At 60.2% G+C, this 17,373-nt stretch carries 15 protein-coding genes and 1 pseudogene; 5 read left to right on the forward strand and 11 right to left on the reverse strand.

Going from position 1 to position 17,373, the window contains the following annotated elements:
- The first annotated feature begins 33 nt into the window (after positions 1-33).
- Positions 34-615 carry a TetR/AcrR family transcriptional regulator gene (locus tag KUIN1_RS14150; protein ID WP_152092061.1) on the forward strand — a complete coding sequence of 194 codons (582 nt, stop codon included), beginning with the start codon at positions 34-36 and terminating at the stop codon, positions 613-615.
- 5 nt (positions 616-620) lie between these two features.
- On the opposite strand, the gene KUIN1_RS14155 is transcribed toward KUIN1_RS14150, so the two are convergent.
- The 3 genes from KUIN1_RS14155 to KUIN1_RS14165 all read right to left on the reverse strand — a co-directional run bounded on the left by KUIN1_RS14155 (position 621) and on the right by KUIN1_RS14165 (position 3,306).
- The gene (locus KUIN1_RS14155) at positions 621-1,595 is read right to left on the reverse strand and encodes a biotin-dependent carboxyltransferase family protein (RefSeq protein ID WP_011267917.1); all 975 of its coding nucleotides are present in this window, start codon (positions 1,593-1,595) and stop codon (positions 621-623) included.
- The gene (locus KUIN1_RS14160) at positions 1,592-2,464 is read right to left on the reverse strand and encodes a 5-oxoprolinase subunit B family protein (RefSeq protein WP_003344902.1); all 873 of its coding nucleotides are present in this window, start codon (positions 2,462-2,464) and stop codon (positions 1,592-1,594) included. Before KUIN1_RS14160 ends, KUIN1_RS14155 begins: the two co-directional genes overlap by 4 nt.
- Before the next feature lie 86 nt (positions 2,465-2,550).
- Entirely contained in the window at positions 2,551-3,306 is a 756-nt protein-coding gene (locus KUIN1_RS14165) for a 5-oxoprolinase subunit PxpA (protein ID WP_103359056.1), read from the reverse strand.
- 155 nt (positions 3,307-3,461) lie between these two features.
- Between KUIN1_RS14165 and KUIN1_RS14170 the strand changes: the two genes are divergently transcribed.
- Together KUIN1_RS14170 and KUIN1_RS28710 are read left to right on the forward strand one after the other, a co-directional pair.
- The gene (locus KUIN1_RS14170) at positions 3,462-4,379 is read left to right on the forward strand and encodes a LysR family transcriptional regulator (RefSeq protein WP_003401040.1); all 918 of its coding nucleotides are present in this window, start codon (positions 3,462-3,464) and stop codon (positions 4,377-4,379) included.
- Between the two features lie 31 nt (positions 4,380-4,410).
- Positions 4,411-4,491, forward strand: a pseudogene (locus KUIN1_RS28710) (RidA family protein); the annotation flags it as partial.
- A gap of 19 nt (positions 4,492-4,510) precedes the next feature.
- Here KUIN1_RS28710 and KUIN1_RS14180 read toward each other — a convergent pair.
- The 5 genes from KUIN1_RS14180 to KUIN1_RS14200 form a co-directional block, all read right to left on the reverse strand.
- Positions 4,511-4,852: a hypothetical protein gene (locus KUIN1_RS14180; protein WP_003401038.1), complete on the reverse strand. Its 342-nt coding sequence runs from the start codon at positions 4,850-4,852 to the stop codon at positions 4,511-4,513.
- Between the two features lie 132 nt (positions 4,853-4,984).
- On the reverse strand, positions 4,985-6,235 hold the full coding sequence (locus KUIN1_RS14185) for a thiolase family protein (RefSeq protein ID WP_152092062.1): 1,251 nt from the start codon (positions 6,233-6,235) through the stop codon (positions 4,985-4,987).
- Positions 6,232-8,118, reverse strand: a complete 1,887-nt coding sequence (locus KUIN1_RS14190) for a feruloyl-CoA synthase (protein WP_058823099.1) — start codon at positions 8,116-8,118, stop codon at positions 6,232-6,234. The genes KUIN1_RS14185 and KUIN1_RS14190 overlap by 4 nt, the downstream gene beginning before the upstream one ends.
- A gap of 196 nt (positions 8,119-8,314) precedes the next feature.
- Complete coding sequence (locus KUIN1_RS14195; RefSeq protein WP_152092063.1) at positions 8,315-9,763, reverse strand: aldehyde dehydrogenase; 1,449 nt, start codon at positions 9,761-9,763, stop codon at positions 8,315-8,317.
- A 66-nt stretch (positions 9,764-9,829) separates the two neighbouring features.
- Positions 9,830-10,660 carry a p-hydroxycinnamoyl CoA hydratase/lyase gene (locus KUIN1_RS14200; protein WP_003401024.1) on the reverse strand — a complete coding sequence of 277 codons (831 nt, stop codon included), beginning with the start codon at positions 10,658-10,660 and terminating at the stop codon, positions 9,830-9,832.
- A 211-nt stretch (positions 10,661-10,871) separates the two neighbouring features.
- Between KUIN1_RS14200 and KUIN1_RS14205 the strand changes: the two genes are divergently transcribed.
- Positions 10,872-11,360 (forward strand): MarR family winged helix-turn-helix transcriptional regulator, encoded by a 489-nt coding sequence (locus KUIN1_RS14205; RefSeq protein WP_003401022.1) that lies wholly within the window; start codon positions 10,872-10,874, stop codon positions 11,358-11,360.
- 29 nt (positions 11,361-11,389) lie between these two features.
- On the opposite strand, the gene KUIN1_RS14210 is transcribed toward KUIN1_RS14205, so the two are convergent.
- Positions 11,390-12,712 carry an OprD family porin gene (locus KUIN1_RS14210; protein ID WP_152092064.1) on the reverse strand — a complete coding sequence of 441 codons (1,323 nt, stop codon included), beginning with the start codon at positions 12,710-12,712 and terminating at the stop codon, positions 11,390-11,392.
- A gap of 328 nt (positions 12,713-13,040) precedes the next feature.
- Here KUIN1_RS14210 and mhpT point away from each other — a divergent pair, with 328 nt between their 5' ends.
- The gene (mhpT, locus tag KUIN1_RS14215) at positions 13,041-14,261 is read left to right on the forward strand and encodes a 3-(3-hydroxy-phenyl)propionate transporter MhpT (protein WP_032655723.1); all 1,221 of its coding nucleotides are present in this window, start codon (positions 13,041-13,043) and stop codon (positions 14,259-14,261) included.
- A 390-nt stretch (positions 14,262-14,651) separates the two neighbouring features.
- Here mhpT and KUIN1_RS14225 read toward each other — a convergent pair whose 3' ends face one another.
- Positions 14,652-16,082, reverse strand: coding sequence for an IS1182 family transposase (locus tag KUIN1_RS14225; protein WP_060409751.1), 1,431 nt, complete (start codon positions 16,080-16,082; stop codon positions 14,652-14,654).
- A 305-nt stretch (positions 16,083-16,387) separates the two neighbouring features.
- Complete coding sequence (locus KUIN1_RS14235) at positions 16,388-17,335, reverse strand: SphA family protein (protein ID WP_152092065.1); 948 nt, start codon at positions 17,333-17,335, stop codon at positions 16,388-16,390.
- Positions 17,336-17,373: the final 38 nt, after the last annotated feature.

Raw genomic sequence — 17,373 nt, forward strand, 5'->3', positions numbered from 1 at the left:
AGCCATCACCAGACAGGCAAAGAGGCAACCTGCATGAGAGTTACCAAGACGCAGGCCCAGGCCAACCGGGCACACATCGTCGAGACGGCGTCCGTCCAGTTTCGCGAGCATGGCTATGACGGTGTCGGGGTGGCCGATCTGATGGCTGCGGCAGGCTTTACCCACGGCGGGTTCTACAAGCATTTCGCTTCCAAATCCGACCTGATGGCCGAGTCGGCAGCCTGCGCCATCGCGCAGACCGTGGCGAAATCGACCGGCATCGATCCAGCGCAGTTCATCGATTACTACCTGTCACGAGAGCATCGCGACAACCTTGGCACGGGCTGCCCCATGGCCGCGCTGAGCGGCGATGCAGCGCGCCAGTCGGACGAGGTCAAAACAACCTTCGCCGAAGGCATCGAAAGCCTGCTGGCAGCGCTTGCTCCCGCGCAGGCAGCGCCCGGCGACGAAGAATGGAAGCAGGCACGGGCAAACACCATCGACCGCTTTGCCCATGCGCTGGGGGCACTGCTGCTGTCACGCAGCTGCCCGAATGACTCGCCGCTGGCGGACGAAATACTCGAGGTGTGCCGCGCGAAGATGCGGGCACAACTGGAGTCCGGGCAGGCCGACTGACAGCCTCAGGAAGGAAACAGTTTGCTCAGGCACGCCAGCTTCTTCTTGTATGACTTGCGCGCCTCCAGCGCCTCCTCCAGCGTTACGGCCACGAATCGGGCGGTCTGATTGGGTTGCATCTGACCGATCAGATCCAGGTCCGCGCTGATCACCGTGCCGATCATCGCGTAGCCCCCGCCCGACACCGCATCACGGTGCAACACAATCGGTTCCAGCCCGGCAGGCACCTGAATCGAACCGATCGGGTAGCAGCTGTCGACGATATTGGATGGATCGGAACCGGCGCCGAAGGGCTGCTCCCTGGGCTGGAAGGTCAGCGCCCTGCCCCCCTTGAAGCGATAACCGATGCGGTCGGCTTCCGACCCTACGCTCCAGGGCTCGGAGAAAAAACTGGTGGCAGCAAATTCGGTCAGGCGCTCGTAATACAGGCCCGGCACGACCCGCAGATACACCTCACCACCCAGAGACTGGCGCAAGGCCATCGGCAGGCTGGCCCCGGCACGTCCCTTGCCGCTTGGCGTGCCTATCGGCAACTGGTCATCAGCGGCCAGTCTACGACCCTGAAAACCGCCAAGTGCACCCAACGTGTAAGTCGAACGGCTGCCCAGCACCAGCGGCACATCAATGCCGCCGGCGACGGCCAGATAGGTGCGCGCACCGTCCTTGGGGAAGTCGAAACGCAGCACTTGCCCGGCCTTCACCGCAAAGGCGGTGTCGTGGTGCATTTCCACACCGTCGAGGCGCGCCGCCATGTGTGCGCCGCAGACCGCAGCCAACGTATCGCACTGAAACTCCAGTTCCGGTCCCAGCAGCGTGCATTCAAGCCCGGCAGCGCCGGGTGGATTCCCGACCAGCTGATTGGCGGCGCTGAGGGCGTACTGGTCGAGCGCACCGGAGGGCGGAATGCCCAGGTGATAATAGCCCTCGCGACCGAGGTCCTGAACCGAGGTGGCCAGACCGGGTTTGAGCACCTTGATCATGCCAGCACCTCCTGCAACGACTTGGGATAGCCCACCGGATCGGCCAGAAAGGCATCCAGGGAAAACTCGACCGGGCGGATGAGCAGGTCGAAGCGCCCGGCTTCCACCTCTGCGACAGCCTCGTCATAGGCTTGCCGGTCAAGCGGTTTGAACTGGACGATATCGCCCGGCCGGAAGAACACCATGTGCTCTTTCAGGTAGGCCAGCTTCTGCTGTGGGTCATAGATCGGCGCAGGAGTGACGCCAAACATCTGATAACCGCCCGCTCCGCGTACCGAATAGATGCAGCCGAAGCAGCCGCCGTGGCCGAGTGTGTGCTTGGGAGTATCGGTGCGCGGACGCAGGTATTTGGGCACCTGCAGCTGACGCTCGCGTTCCACCATCTGGAACATGAACGGCAGACCGGCGACAAAACCGACCATCGAAACGAACCACGGTGCGCCGCTGTGTGCGGCGATGAAGGCATCGACATCCGCCAGGTTATTGATGCGCGCAGCGTATTCCAGGTCGGTGGAACCGGGGTCCTGATGGCGGTCACGAAAACGCATCAGGGTCTCGTGGGTCCATGGATCGTTGTACAGCACCGGGATCTCGATGATCCGGGTCTGCAGGGTACGTTCGGCGACCGCACCGGCCTCGGCCGCCCTCACCGCTTCAAGCAAGACGTGTGGTGCGATGCGGTCCGGGTCAAAACGAATCTGGAATGACGCGTTGGCCAGGCACACGTCCAGCACACCGTCCAGCGCCAGACGCTCGACCGCACGGGTCACCGCCAGCCCCTTGAAAAATGCTTCCAGCGACATACTGTCACTGACCTCGGCGAACAGATGTTCATCAGCGCCAAAGCTGTAGCGAATCGGATCAGCCATGTCTGTTCCTTTCTTGAAATCGTTGTAGAACGGCAGGCAAAAATCAGTAACACGGCTCGTGCGTCTTTGCGCATGATGCCTTTTATTCAACGCGGCGCACGCACCTTGATGCCCGCAGCGTCGAGCGCCAGGCGTGTCGCTTCTGCAAGGTCCAGCGCGCCCGGCGTGTCGCTGTGCAGGCAGATCGAATCGAATTCGATGCTCAGGTCCTCACCCTCGACAGTACGCACCAGACCTTGCAGGCACGCGCGCACCACGCGGGCTGCGACTTCGGTCGGGTCCAGGGCGCGTACGTGACGAGTGAAGACGATGGAGCCGCTGAGGTCGTAAGCGCGATCAGCGTAGAACTCGCGGATCACCGGCTGGCCCAGCTCTTCGGCGATCTTGCAGATAACCGAACCGGGCATGCAGTAGAGCAGCAAATCAGGCTCCAGGCGCTGCAGGTTCTCCACCAGCAGTCGGGCTGCGGCTTCATCCCTGGCCAGGTGCATGTACAAGGCGCCATGGGGTTTGAAATGCTGTAAGGCCACGCCTTGCACCCGCGCAAGCTCGCGCAGGGCACCCAGTTGGTAGAGCATGTCGTCGACCAGTTCCTGGGGCGTCGAGTTGATATGTCGGCGGCCAAAGCCGACCAGATCGCGGAACCCTGGGTGTGCACCGATAGCAACGCCCAGACGTTTCGCCTGCTCGATCGTGCGGCGCATGGTGCCAGGGTCACCCGCGTGAAAACCGGTCGCAATATTGGCGGAGCTGATATAGGTCATCAATTCAGTATCGACGCCGTCACCAATGGTCCACGCGCCAAAGCTTTCACCCATGTCCGAGTTGAAATCCACCTGCATGGCTGTTGCTCCTGTGGCTGGCCGGACAAGGGGCTATCCGGCTTCATGCAAACCACGTTAAATTCAGTTGCACCCCTTGGGTAGATCTATTAACAGATACGCCATCTTCTGAAAAACAGATACCCCGCCCATTGGAACCTCTGTCTGGAGTGCTTATGTCCCTGACCTTGCGCCAGGTCCGTTATTTCGTGGCAACTGCCGAGATCGGGCAGATATCGCAGGCGGCCATTCACCTGAACATCTCCCAGTCGGCGGTCACCACGGCGATCAAGGAACTGGAGGGTATGCTCGGCACCCTGCTGTTTCAACGCTCGGCGCAAGGCATGAGCCTGACTGAAGCAGGCCGTCATTTTCTCAACAGGGCTTACGTCATTCTGCGCAGCGTCGATGATGCGCTGAACAGTCCGCTGCCCGATATCCGTGCCAGCGGCGTATTGCGCCTGGCCGCCAGCTACACGGTCATCGGCTACTTTCTGCCGCATCATTTGCAGCGCCTGGAACACTGGCACCCGGACGTGGCCATCGAAGTGCATGAGCAGGAACGACACGCCATCGAACAAGGCCTGCTGCAAGGTCGCTTCGACATGGCGGTGGTGCTGACAGCAAATATCACTCACCCGGATATTATCTCGGAAACGTTGTTCAACTCCGAGCGCCGCCTATGGCTGTCCAGCCATCACCCACTGTGCCAACGCGCTTCTGTCAGCCTCGCCGATGTCGCGCAGGAGCCCTATATCCTGTTGACCGTCGACGAAGCCGAACAAAGCGCCATGCGCTATTGGGAGCTGGCCGGACAGCAGCCCAACGTCAGAATCCGTACCAGCTCGGTGGAAGCCGTGCGCAGCATGGTCGCCAACGGCAGCGGCGTGGCGATCCTTTCCGATCTGGTGCATCGCCCCTGGTCGCTGGAAGGCAAGCGTATCGAAACGATCACCGTCACCGACACGGTAACGCCCATGAGCGTCGGCCTGGCCTGGCACCGCGAACGAGAACTGAGCCCGGCGATGCAGGCATTCCGCAACTATTTCCACGATGCATTTCTGGCCCCGCAGCAACTGTCGGCACGGCGTTGAACCCGCGACACGCTATTGCGGATGGCGTGCCGGTGGCCGAGTGACCTGGCTGTATGGCTTTGATTTCGAGATCAAGGTCATCGCCAGGTTGCCGGAAGCCGTCGAGCAATAACCGGGCGGCCTGCGTTCACTCAGCGGCGAATCGGCACCACGCGGTCGCTGGCATCCGCCGCCAGGGGCTCTTCGAACTGCTGGAAAAACTGCCCGGACACCACATGATCGAGAAACTGCGCCTGCTCTTCGGTGGCCAGGCGTATCGGCGAGTAGCCGTCGGCATCGGGCACAGCGAAAAGGCGCGCCTTGCGTTCATGAGCCACCGCGATGAACGCCCTTTTCTCTTCGTCGGACATCGACGAAAAACAATCGCAAAGATTTTCCAGCGAGCGCACCGCCAGATCCTGGTCGAGCTGCTTGTCATCCGTGAACATCAAATGCCAGACGAAATCGAAAGAAAGCTCAGCGAGGGCACGCATAGACGGGGTTCCGTGGGATCGAGAGATGCGAGATTCACCGTTCGCTACGATTCGGTCAAGCGCTAAAGGATGACCTGCGTGGGGCGTAGCGTTTAACGCAGGAAAATGTCGCATTTGCGGGCATTTTCCTGGTTAGACAGCGCTGCAGGCATAGCGGGGATTCTCGATCAGCAGCGCCATGCCCTGCCCGCCGCCGACGCAGGCTGCAGCGATACCGTAGCGCAAGCCTGCGTCGCGCAGTTGCCGGGCCAGGGTCATGACCAGACGCAGCCCGGTGGCTGCCAACGGGTGGCCCAGGCCCAGTGATCCACCCAGGCAGTTGAGCCGCTCGTGGTCAAGCTCCAGCGTTTGTGCCACTGCCAGAACCTGAGCGGCCTGCGCTTCATTGATTTCCAGTCGACCGATATCCCTCAGTGCCAGCCCGCTGCGCTGTAACAGCAAGCGGATCGCAGGTGCGGGGCCAATGCACATGAACTCTGGCGCCACACCCGTCACCGCGCTGGCCAGCAGATGCGCCAACACCGGTCGCGTCGATTGTGAAGCACGCCCCACCAGGGCCGCCGCCGCGCCATCGACCACCGCACAGCTATTGCCTGCGGTCTGCACCCCGTTCGCGTGAATGGCGCGCAGACGCGATAACGCTGCCAGATGGGTCGCACGCGGATGGCTGTCCTGCGCGACCACTTCAACCCCTCGCGGCAACTCGATGCCGCGCGGCTGATAGCCTTCCAGCGCAAAGCGCTCGCTGCTGACCGGGACAATTTCCTCGGTCCATTTGCCGGAAACCTGCGACTGCAGCGCCCGTTCATGGCTGAGCAAGGCATAGCGGTCCACCGCCTCACGGCTCAACCCATGACGCCTTGCGAGGTTGTCTGCCGTGGCGATCATGTCCATCGCCGGTGCCGGGTCATACAGCGCTTCCCAGAGAAAATCCTTGAACTGCACAGCGGCACCGAGCGAGAAGCCATTGCGGTGGGTATAGGCCGCGATCGGGTTGCGCGACATGGACTCGGCGGCGACGCACAGCGCCATCTGCCCGCCTTCGCCCATGTGCAAGGCGGCCTGGCGCAACAATTCGAAACCGGTGGCACAGATACGCTGCACACCCAATGCCGGAACGCTGTGCGCGACGCCGCTGTACAGGCCGATGTGCCGGGGCAGCAGGTAGGCATCGAAACTGGCCTGCGCCATCGAACCGGCCAGTACGCTGTCGACCTGATCCGCCTGAATGGAGGCACGCGCCAGAACCTCGCGGCCGACCTTGATACCCAGATCGATGGGCGAGACAGGTGCCAGAGCACCGCCCAGATCCACCCAGGGCGTGCGCACCGCATCGACGATGGCCACGTCACTGAATGCCGAATACTGCCCGCTGCCACTCATGCCTTGGGCTCGGCACGGAGCTTGTCCGGATCCTGATCACGGTACAGCGCTTCGACCTTGTCTGCGCGCCACTGCAGAACAGCGCGCTGGTTGATCGACCCCTTGTCGGTAATTTCGCCGCGATCAATGGACGCGGGCTGATCAAGCAGCACGATCCACTCCAGCCTGCTGGCGTTGCCGTTCGCGCCCTGATTCAGGCGCGCCAGCCAGCCGGCGAACCACTCACGTACCGGCGCACTGGCCAGTACCTGTGCATCCGTGGCCTGTGCATCCAGCCCGGCCAGTTGCCGACACTCGTGCACTCTGGGAAACACCAGCGCCCCGAGGCATTCGCGGTCAGGCGCGGTGATGACCACATCCTGCACGTACGGCGAGCCTTCCAGCACCGCCCGATTGCGCATCGGCCCGACACTGACGAACACGCCCGACGACAGCTTGAAATCCTCGGCCAGACGCCCGTCGAACATCAGGCCCAGCTCGGGTGCCGCAGGATCGGCAAGCTTGATCGCATCGCCGGAGCAATAGAAGCCGTTCTCGTCGAACACTTCGGCAGTCTGCTGCGGCGAGCGCCAATAGCCCGGCATGATGTGCGGACCACGAAAACGCCCTTCGAGCTTGCCATCCACCGGCACCAGACACACTTCGCATCCCGGTGCGGGCAGGCCGATGTAACCGGCCATCGACAAGGGCCCGGTGGTGAAGGTGCAGGACGGCGCAGCCTCGGTCATGCCCAGTCCGGCCATCATGCGAATCCGCTCGCCGCAATGCTGCTCGGCCACCCGGTCAAGGCGATCCCAGATGCTTTGCGACAGGCCGGCAGCGGCGAAGAAGAACAGCTTGATACGCGAGAAGAATCGCTCGCGCAGCTCGGCGTCCTGCTCCAGTGCGTTGACCAGCTCCTCCCAGCCCTTGGGCACAGTCAGGTAAGCGGTAGGCGAAATTTCCTTGAGGTTGCGCAGGGTCTCGGCGAAGCCTTGAACGGTTGGCTTGCCGTTGTCCAGATAGAACGTGCCACCGTTGTACAGCACGATGCCGAGATTATGACTGCCGCCGAAGGTGTGGTTCCAGGGCAGCCAGTCGACCAGCACGGGCGGCTCTTCGCCGAACACCGGAAATGTCTGCAACAGCATCTGTTGATTGGCACACAGCATGCGCTGGGTGGTCACCACCGCCTTGGGCAGTTTGGTCGAGCCCGAGGTGAACAGAAACTTGGCGATGGTGTTGGGGCCGCTGGCCAGGAAAGCGGCATCCGCCTCGCTGCCACCCGGTTCTTCGAGCAGGCTGGCGAAGCTCAGCGCAGGCCTGCCATTGAGCTGTCCGCGTACAGTGATGACCGGCGTGTCGGCCGCAATGACCGCATCGATGGCTCGCTGAAACGGCGCGGCATCACTGACAAATACCAGTCCTGGCCGCAACACGTCGCAGACGTGTCGTAACTTGGCGAAATCCTGAGACATGACCGAATACGCCGGTGAGACCGGGCAGTAGGGAATGCCGGCGTACATGGCACCCAGAGCGAGCTGCAAGTGCTCGATGTCATTACCTGACAGCAACGCCAGCGGCCGATCGGCGGAAAGTCCGTACGCCAGCAGGCTCTGTGCGATAGCGCGCACGTCAGTCAGCATCTCGGCATAACTGACCTTGCGCCAGCCGCCACGGCTGTCGCGGGCGGCAATGAAGGTCTGTTGCGGACGCAACTGCGCCCAATGCACCAGTCGGTCGAGCAGCCGGTCGGGTAACCGGGCCAGGGGTTCCAGGGCCCGCATGTGCAGAACGCCCTGCTCTTCCCGCACCTCGATGGGCGGGTGGCCGATGGAGACCTGACGATAGCGCGGTGGATTATCTTCACTCTGCAGCGTTGACGATCTGATATCGGAACTCACGTGCGTTCTCTCCATCAAGGTACGCAGGCGCCAAACGCCATGCAGCAGTTCGGGCCGAGCGTTGCAGCACCAGGCTGCAGCCTTGTTATTGTTGTGCCTGACTCACCGGAAGCTCAGTCTTGTGCAAAGACCGTTGCCGCCGGCCTGGAAGGGTTCAGATCGGATGGCTCAGATCGGATGGCTCAGATCGGAGGCCTCATATCGGATAGTGCCGTGGTCCGTTCTGCAACGTCACCCAGCGCAACTGGGTAAATTGCTCGATCGAAGCCTTGCCGCCGAAACTGCCATAGCCACTGGATTTCACCCCGCCGAACGGCATTTGCGCCTCGTCGTGCACGGTGGGTCCGTTGATATGGCAGATCCCGGACTCGACCCGTTGCGCAAGCGCCAGGGCCCGGCTGGTGTCACGACTGAAAATCGCCGCCGAGAGACCGAAATCCGAATCGTTGGCCAGCCGCAACAGCGCCTCGTCACCGTCGCCGCGCAGCACCACGGCCACCGGGCCGAAGGACTCTTCGCGGTACAGGCGCATGGCGTCTGTCACGCCGTCGAGCAGCGTCGGTTGCAGAATGCTGCCCTGCAACTGCCCGCCAATCACCAGCGTTGCGCCACGCGCCACGGCGTCATCGATCAAGCCTTTGATGCGCGTCCCGGCACCCACGTCCACCAGCGACCCGAGGACCGATTCACTGTCATCCGGATTGCCAGCGCGCAACGTTTTGATCTTGGCCGTCAGCCTGGCAACGAAGGTATCGGCGACCTTGTGGTCGACGATCAGCCGTTCGGTGGACAGGCAGATCTGGCCCTGATTGAAGTAGGCGCCAAAGGCGGCAGCCTCTACTGCCGCGTCGAGATCGGCGTCGTCGAGCACCAGAAACGGTGCCTTGCCACCCAGTTCCAGGAGTGCCGGTTTCAGATACCGCGCCGACAGCTCACCGACGATGCGGCCTACATGAGTGGAACCGGTGAAATTGACCCGTCGCACTGCGGGGTTGGCAATCAGACGCTTGACAATCGCCGGCGCATCGGCAGGCGCATTGCTGATCACGTTCACCACCCCGTCACCCAACCCGGCATCCTGCAGCACCTGGCCGATCAGCCGATGCACGGCGGGGCTGAGCTCCGAAGCCTTGAGCACCACGGTATTGCCGCAGGCGAGTGGCATGGCAATGGCTCGCGTGGCAAGAATCACCGGCGCATTCCACGGCGCGATACCCAGGACCACACCACAGGGCTGGCGCAGCGCCATGGCAAAATTGCCGGGAACATTGGAGGGAATCACATCGCCGGTAATCTGCGTTGTCATGGATGCCGCTTCGCGCAGCATGTCGGCGGCCAGCTGTACGTTGAAGCCGTACCAGTTAGCCATTGCGCCGGTTTCGCCGGCAGCAGCGATGAACTCGCCGCTGCGGGCCTGCAACTGCGCAGCAGCTTCAAGCAGACGCGCCCGACGCTCGCCGGGCAGCATCGCTGCCCAGCCGGGGAACGCAGCCTGAGCGGCTGCGACCGCCGCATCGGCATCTTCCAGAGTCGCTGCGGCCACCCGTGAAACCACCTTGCCGGTCACCGGGTTGCAGCGTTCAAATGTACGTCCGTCACGCGCGGGGCACGACTGGCCGCCGATCAGCAGGGGCACGTCCAGCATGGTGATTCCTCTTTATTATCTTTATCAGGAACGACAGACTCGGCTTTAAAACTTCTGGTTACCCGACTAGCGTTTGTAAGCTTCCAGGCCAGGCTTGATGCTCTTGTCATCGAGGAACTGCTTCATGCCCTGCTCGCGCCCGCCTTCCTTGTCCAGCAGACGTGACTGGTCGAGCTTGGCGTACAGGTAGTCTTCGTTCTGCTCCCAGGTCAGTTCGCGGCAGCGTTTGAAGCCGTGCTTGGCGGCGCGCAGCACCACCGGATTTTTTTCCAGCAGATTATTGGCCAGATCGATGGTCACCTGACGCAGTTGCGCCAGCGGTACGCTTTCATTGACGAGGCCCATTTCAGCGGCCTTCTGACCATTGAAGGTTTTGCCGGTCATGATGTAGTACAGCGACTGGCGGTGGCCCACGGTGTCGGCCATGGCCTTGCTCACCAGGTTGCCGGGCGGAATGCCCCAGTTGATTTCCGACAGGCCGAAGGTCGCTTCATCGGCGCAGATCGCCAGATCACAGGCCACCAGCGGGCTGAAGCCACCACCAAAGCACCAGCCGTTGACCATTGCGATGGTTGGCTTGGCGTACATGCGTAACATCTTCCACTGCCACTGGGAGGCTTCGCGCCGGATTTTTTCCTGAAGAATTTCCGGTCCGGCATCCACCTCGCGGAAGTACTCCTTGAGGTCCATGCCAGCGGTCCACGCCTCACCCGCACCGGTCAGCACCAGAACCCCCGCATCGGGATCCTGCTCAAGGGTTTCCAGCACATCGATCATTTCGCGGTTCAGAGTCGGGCTCATGGCGTTGCGCTTTTCCGGCCGATTGAGGATGACCCACGCAATACCTTGCTCGATCTCGACCTTGATGGTTGACCAGCGACCTTCATATTTGCTCATGGCGATGCTCTCTTGTTCTTGGCTTGAAGATGACTCAAAGCTAAACCGCAAATATAGTTATGTCAATTAACTGTTATTCACATTAATCAAAATCTCGGCACTCCGCCCGAACAGGCTGGTCACAGTCACGTATGCCCCATAGCTATCGTTCGCCAACCTCGGCAAACTGATCGGCTGATTGACCCATCAAACCATAAGGACCGCATTTTCAATGGCCAAGCCATCTGACATCGCCGACGCCTGCCAGGCTCCCGTACAGGCTGCCGAGGCACGTTTGCCAACGGATTCTGCGCTGGATGATCTGATCGGTTATGCCATGCGCCGCGCACAGCTCAAGCTGTTCCAGAACCTGATCGGACGTCTTTCCGCACACGACCTGCGCCCGGCGCAGTTCTCGGCACTGGCGATCATCGAGCAGAACCCGGGTCTCATGCAGGCAGACCTGGCCAAGGCGCTGGCGATCGAACCGCCTCAGGTCGTCCCGTTACTGAACAAGCTCGAAGAGCGCGCGCTGGCCGTCCGGGTGCGTTGCAAGCCGGACAAGCGCTCGTACGGCATCTTTCTCAGCAAAAGCGGCGAAACACTGCTGCGCGAGCTGAAACAGATCGCCGTGGACAGCGACCTGGAATCCACTGCCGCGCTGGATCAGAAGGAACGTCAAGACCTGCTCAGGTTGCTGAAAAAGGTGTATCAATCGTAAACGGCTTCCCTGCCGTCAAGGCGGGGTGGTTACCAGAGCGGCAAGCTGTATTGCACGATGAAGCGTGTCTGGTTCTCGTCACGAAAGGCTGCACCTGCCGGGAAATCGTTGCGATAGATCGACTTGCGCGCCAGCAGCCCGACGTTCTTCAGTGGACCGCTTTGCACAACGTAGCCCAGCTCCATCTGAAACTCACGCTCCTTGCGATCATCGGCATTGAAAGCGGCCAGCTCGATGTTGTCGCCGCGCACATAACGCAGGCGACTGCGCAGCCCGACCAGCCCGACCGCCGTGAAGTCATAGTCGTAGATAGCTTGCCAGGTGCGCTCCTTGGCGTTGAGGAAGTCAGAGCTCATGGTCATCTCGCTCAGCCCCATCAGCTCGGTGCCCGAGACATAAGGCGTCGCCGTGTCGCCACTGGAATGCATGTAGCCAAGGCTGACGCTGTGCCCTCCCCACCTGTAGCCGAACAACGCGGACAGGTTCTGGTTGTCGACTTCGCCGGCTTTCGCGCTGCCGGTATCGCGGCTGAAAAAGCTGCGCAGATCGGTGGTCAGTTCGCCGTCGCCAATCGCCAGCTTGTGCAACAGGGCCAGAGTGTTCTGGGTATAGAGATCGTCTACTTCGGCGTGATACGCACGCAGGCTCAGGTCCTTGTTGACCTGATAATCGCCTCCGGCATAAGCCATGTGCGACGATGTTGCCGCCCCGTTGAAACGGCGGTTCGGTGAAGCGATGCTGATGGGCTGGTAGTTGCTGGAGTCACGCTTGTTGACGCGGTCGATGTAGCCCGCATGGAGGGTCAGGTCATCTATATCCTTCGAGGTCAGCGTGGTGCCACGGAAGGTCTGCGGCAACAGTCGCGAGGGGCTGGCGAAGGCGAATGGCAGGAAAATCGACACGGCACCGGTCTTGAGCGTGGTTTCGTGGAATTTCAGCTTGCCGGTCAGGGCCAGCCGCGAATACTCGTCAGCCGCCCGGCCATCACTGGCGGATACCGGCAACAGCTCGGTGCCGCTGCGGTCTGGCGAGGAATCCAGCTTCACGCCGACCAGCGCTCGCGCATCGAGGCCGAACCCCACCGGCCCTTGGGTAAAGCCGGACTCCGCATTCATGATGAAGCCCTGCGCCCACTCCCGAGTCGCAGTCCTGGTGCCATCATCCTTGTAATCGCGGTCCATATAATAGTTGCGCAGCGTCAGTGTGCCATGGCTGTCATCCAGAAAACCCTGCGCCTGTGACGGGTCGGGAATGGCACTGATACCCAGCAGGCCCAGCGCAAGGCCACAACGTTTTCCACGAAAAAAGGGAGCTGACACAGTGCTTGCTGCATCATGAGCGAGCTTCGACATGTTCGGTGTCCACTTATTGTTGTTGTTTTTGGAGTCGGTCCGGCGCTTGATTGCAGGTCCGTGAGCAGAGAATTGAAATATTCAGCGGCGACGTCAATCCAAACTGACCGATAATCGAACATTAATATGATTAACTACTTTATCGGTCGCTCAACATTACTCCTCTAACTCAATGTTTTTAAAAGACTAAGCCTGGTTTTTTACGAGTCTTTCGGCCAGATTCACTTTTTAGTTATTTTTGTTACCTTGATGAATACCTGTGACAACGCCTCGATTGGCGCTGGGGAACAGGCTTTTCTCCACAACAAAAACAACAATGAGGCTTGCCATGAACAGTCCGTTACGTCGATCGACGCTGACCATTGTCTTGTGTTTTATCGTTGCGCTCATCGAGGGCTTCGACCTGCAGGCTGCGGGAACGGCCGCCGCCGGATTGCGCCAGACCTTCGGCCTCGATCCGAAAATGATGGGCTGGGTATTCAGCGCCGGGATCATCGGGCTGCTGCCTGGCGCGTTCTTTGGCGGATGGATCGCCGATCGCATCGGCCGCAAGAGGATTCTGGTCAGCGCAGTGCTGCTGTTCGGGGTCTTTTCACTGAGCACTGCTTATGTCGAGAGCTTTTCCGGACTGTTGCTGGTGCGCTTCATGACCGGCCTGGGTCTGGGGGCCGCGCTGCCCAATCTGATCGCCTTGTGCGCAGAAGCCGTCAGCGAACGTCACCGCGGGCTGGCCATCAGCGTCATGTACGCCGGTGTTCCATTGGGTGGTGCCCTCGCGGCGGTTGTGGCCATGTTCACCAGCGAGCACTGGCAAACCACGTTCATCATCGGCGGTCTGGTGCCGCTGCTGGTAGCTCCGCTGATGATCCTGTTACTGCCCGAGTCCAGCGCTTTCAAACAGCAGACCACTGCTGACAGCGTTCGGTATTCAAGCGCCACTGCGTTGTTCGGCGAAGGCCGGGCGCGCACGACACTGGCTTTATGGCTTGGCTACTTCTTTACCCTGACCGTGATGTACATGCTGCTCAACTGGCTGCCTTCACTGCTGATCGGTCAGGGTTTCAGCAAACCGCAGGCAGGCATGGTGCAGATGCTGTTCAATATCGGCGGCGCGCTGGGCTCGTTGCTGGGCGGGTTGTTGCTCGATCGCTGCAATGGCATCAAGGTCGTGCTGTTCGTCTACGCCGGTTTGCTCGCGGCGCTGGCAGGCGTGGGTCTGTCGGTCGGTATCGTACCGATGGCCGTTGCCGGGTTTGCAGCCGGGGTGTTTGTCATCGCCGCGCAGTTGGTGCTGTATGCACTGGCCCCGCCCGCCTACCCGACCTCGGTACGTGCCACCGGTGTGGGTGCAGCAGTGGCCATCGGCCGTCTCGGTTCGGTCGCCGGTCCCCTGGCAGCCGGACAACTGCTGGGCGCTGGCGCCGGAACCGCCGGCGTACTGCTGGCTACCTCGCCAGGCCTGGTGATTGCCGCACTGGCAGCGATCACAGTGCTGTCCAGGTCAGTCGCCGTCGAGCAGCGTGAGCTCAAGGCTGCAGAGTCGAGCTGATCAGCTCGCAAGAGCAGCTATCCATCGCGCGTGAGAATGCAGTTCGTGACGCTGCGGGTCTTCTTTGTCAGGTGGATTGGGGTCCGACTCAGGCCACCTTTTCGCCCCTCGGCGAGTTACTTTGATGAGGCCAAAGTAACCAAAGCCTTTCGCTCCTGTTTCCGGCCCGACTTCGTCGGGTTCCTTCGCCCTGTCACTGATCCGGGGGTCGCCGCAACGGGCCCTCCATGGCCCAGAGTGTGTAAAAACCAGCCCAAGTATCGGCTGCGCGTAGCGCAGACGATACTTGGCTAGCCGGAACGCCTTGAAAGTCCTGCCATCGCTCTAATCCGCCCTTAAGGCCGTTAATAGCGCTTTACAGCCCCTTTTATCGGGCGCAATGGAGGCTTTTCAAGCCGCCAGCGCTTTTACAAGATTCTGCGTGCCGAGGATGTTCATTACCCGCTTCAAGTTATAAGCAAGCACGTTCAAACTCATTTCGGTGCTCACTCCGCCAAGCCGTCGCGTCAGAAAATGCGTTGCACCCATCCACTGCTTGAGAGTCCCGAAGGGGTGCTCGACGGTCTGCTTGCGGATGGTCATTACCTGCGGCGCGTTAGCCAGGCGGGCCTGCATTTCTTCCAGTACTGCCTCATGTTCCCAGCGCCGAATTTTTCGCTCTCTGGCCGGTGTGCATTGCGCCTTTATCGAGCAGGCCTGGCAGTTGGAGCGCCAGTAAACGTCCAGCTTCTTGCCCTTGTCGATGTAAGAGTTGCGCCAGATCAGCACTTGATTGGCGGGGCAGACGTACACATCGTTGTCCGCGTCGTAAACAAACTCGTCATTGCCGAAACGGCCATCAAATTTGGCCCGCGAGCTCAGCGTTTTTGGCACATAAGCTGTGATCCCTGCCTCGTGACAGGCCAGGATTTCTCCGCTTTTGTAATACCCGCGGTCCGCCACCACCGACAACGATTCGACTTGCATCACCTCACGGGCCTGCTGGGCCATCGAACTAAGTTGATCAAGGTCGTGACCCACATTGATCACCTCGTGCGCGACGATCAAATGGTGCTTGGTATCCACCGCGGTCTGTACGTTGTAACCCACGATACCTTTTCCCCCACTGCTCATCATTGAGCGCGCGTCCGGATCGGTCAGCGAAATTTGTTTGTCCGGGGATTCTTCAAGCTGTACCTCGATGGTCTGCAACGCCTTCATTTGCTCCTTCAATTTGGCGATCTTCTCCTCTAGGCCGCCTTTGGGGCCTGCAGTCTTGGGCTCTTCCCGATCAGCCGCATCCAGCCCCTTTAGATAAAGGGCAATGCTTGATTCAATCTCTTCCATCCGACGCTTCAGTTTGGCACTGGTGAAATTGCGATCGCGGTGATTGACCGCCTTGAATTTACTGCCATCGATGGCAACGAAATGCTCCGAGAAAAGCCCCAATTGTTGACACAGCACGACAAACTGCCGACAGACTCCTCGAATGCCCTTTGCGTTGTCTTTGCGAAAGTTGGCGATGGTCTTGAAATCCGGCATCAGGCGACCGGTCAACCACATCAGCTCGACGTTGCGCTGCGCCTCGCGCTCAAGGCGTCGGCTTGACTGGATACGGTTGAGATAGCCGTAGATGTAGATCTTCAGCATGACTGCAGGATGGTAGGCCGGTCGGCCCGTTTCAGCGGGGACAGCGCTTTCAAAACCCAAGGTGATCAGGTCGAGCTCATCCACAAAGACATCGACAACGCGCACCGGATTGGTGTCGCTGACGTAATCATCGAGACTCTCGGGAAGCAAGGTACTTTGACCTCTGTGTTCACCTTGAATGAAGCGTTTCATGGGCAACCCTTGCAATGAAATCCTGGGGAATCATAGCAAAGGTTTACCTTGGGTTTTTACACAGTCTGGGCCCGGTGCGGCTAGCCTGGCGTCCTGCCAGGCTACCCCCGGATCAGCGCCAGAGCTCAGCCGTCACTAACGTAGCAATCTGCGTCGTCAGCGCCATCGCGATCAAAAAGCGCTTCTGTGGCAGCGGCTAACGGCAAGTCATGCTGTTGCGCCGCATCTGAGAGGTGTGACGCAGAGCGTCACGAACTGCATTCCAACGCGGAGCGTTGGAACGATAGTCAAAACTATCTCATGCCTTACAGCTTGTGCAGAAAATTCAGCACCAACTTATTACCTTCGGTGCGGTTTTCCGCGCCCTGTTCGAAGTAACTATTGACCGTCAGCACGTTCTCCTTGTTAAAGGCATACAGGAAGCCAGGGCCAATGGCCCAAACCTTTTCCTTGCGACCGCTGACATCATGTCCATCCACCTGGGTGTCCGTGAACTGCTTGAGCCAGTAACCGTTGAGCCCCAGCGAGAGTTGCTCGTTAACCGCATATTGCAAGGTCAGGTTGGCGTGCAGCGCCTGCCCTGCCTGCGTATCGGAAACATTGCCGAACCCGGCTTGCGGGTCATCATTCTTGCCGTTCCACAAATACATGAAACGTCCGCTGGCCGACCATTTCGGCGAAAACCAGTAAGTCGCGGCGTAGTACGGGTTGAATGACCAGAAATTGCTCCCGGGGTTGATCGAGCGATTGCGATCGTAGGCACCGACCGGAATCGCAATGTCCGCCTCGATACGCTGGGTCAGCAGCGGACTGCCATCGGCACGGGTGATCGTCGGCAGTTGCAGAAACGGGCCGATGACCAGATCGCCGAAACCGGCGCGCGAACTCAGGGCGGTGTTGCCCAGACCGTCATCCACGTCGACATGCGCCAACGACGTGTTGATTGCGGTAATACCCGGCATGGCCCCATTGGCCATTGGCTGACCGACGTAGATGATCTGCGTAGTCACCGCCAATACATCCACGTCCTGTTTGGGAAATTGCAGTTTGTCGCCATTCACGTCATTGAAGCGATTGGCCTTGGCATAGTTCAGATACTCCTCCAGATACCAGCCCGGCCCCGCAGGCGCCGGGGATCCGTCGTAGAAACTGGTGTTGCCCAGATTGAGGCCGGGCAAGTCATAGGCGTATGCAGTCGATGACAGGGCGATGAATGATACGGTCGCAACGGTACGCAAGACAGACTTAGGCATCTTGTGATTCCTGTACTTATTGTTGTTGTTTTCAAGAG

Origin of the sequence: Pseudomonas sp. KUIN-1 (assembly GCF_009176725.1) — a bacterium.
GTDB classification, from domain to species: domain Bacteria; phylum Pseudomonadota; class Gammaproteobacteria; order Pseudomonadales; family Pseudomonadaceae; genus Aquipseudomonas; species Aquipseudomonas fragariae.

Coding starts and splice junctions, on each gene's coding strand:
- mhpT (WP_032655723.1), top strand. CDS start 13,041: ATGAACAGTCCGTTACGTCGATCGACGCTGACCATTGTCTTGTGTTTT.
- KUIN1_RS14225 (WP_060409751.1), bottom strand. CDS start 16,082: ATGAAACGCTTCATTCAAGGTGAACACAGAGGTCAAAGTACCTTGCTT.
- KUIN1_RS14210 (WP_152092064.1), bottom strand. CDS start 12,712: ATGTCGAAGCTCGCTCATGATGCAGCAAGCACTGTGTCAGCTCCCTTT.
- KUIN1_RS14185 (WP_152092062.1), bottom strand. CDS start 6,235: ATGAGTGGCAGCGGGCAGTATTCGGCATTCAGTGACGTGGCCATCGTC.
- KUIN1_RS14165 (WP_103359056.1), bottom strand. CDS start 3,306: ATGCAGGTGGATTTCAACTCGGACATGGGTGAAAGCTTTGGCGCGTGG.
- KUIN1_RS14170 (WP_003401040.1), top strand. CDS start 3,462: ATGTCCCTGACCTTGCGCCAGGTCCGTTATTTCGTGGCAACTGCCGAG.
- KUIN1_RS14155 (WP_011267917.1), bottom strand. CDS start 1,595: ATGATCAAGGTGCTCAAACCCGGTCTGGCCACCTCGGTTCAGGACCTC.
- KUIN1_RS14195 (WP_152092063.1), bottom strand. CDS start 9,763: ATGCTGGACGTGCCCCTGCTGATCGGCGGCCAGTCGTGCCCCGCGCGT.
- KUIN1_RS14150 (WP_152092061.1), top strand. CDS start 34: ATGAGAGTTACCAAGACGCAGGCCCAGGCCAACCGGGCACACATCGTC.
- KUIN1_RS14180 (WP_003401038.1), bottom strand. CDS start 4,852: ATGCGTGCCCTCGCTGAGCTTTCTTTCGATTTCGTCTGGCATTTGATG.
- KUIN1_RS14200 (WP_003401024.1), bottom strand. CDS start 10,660: ATGAGCAAATATGAAGGTCGCTGGTCAACCATCAAGGTCGAGATCGAG.
- KUIN1_RS14205 (WP_003401022.1), top strand. CDS start 10,872: ATGGCCAAGCCATCTGACATCGCCGACGCCTGCCAGGCTCCCGTACAG.
- KUIN1_RS14160 (WP_003344902.1), bottom strand. CDS start 2,464: ATGGCTGATCCGATTCGCTACAGCTTTGGCGCTGATGAACATCTGTTC.
- KUIN1_RS14235 (WP_152092065.1), bottom strand. CDS start 17,335: ATGCCTAAGTCTGTCTTGCGTACCGTTGCGACCGTATCATTCATCGCC.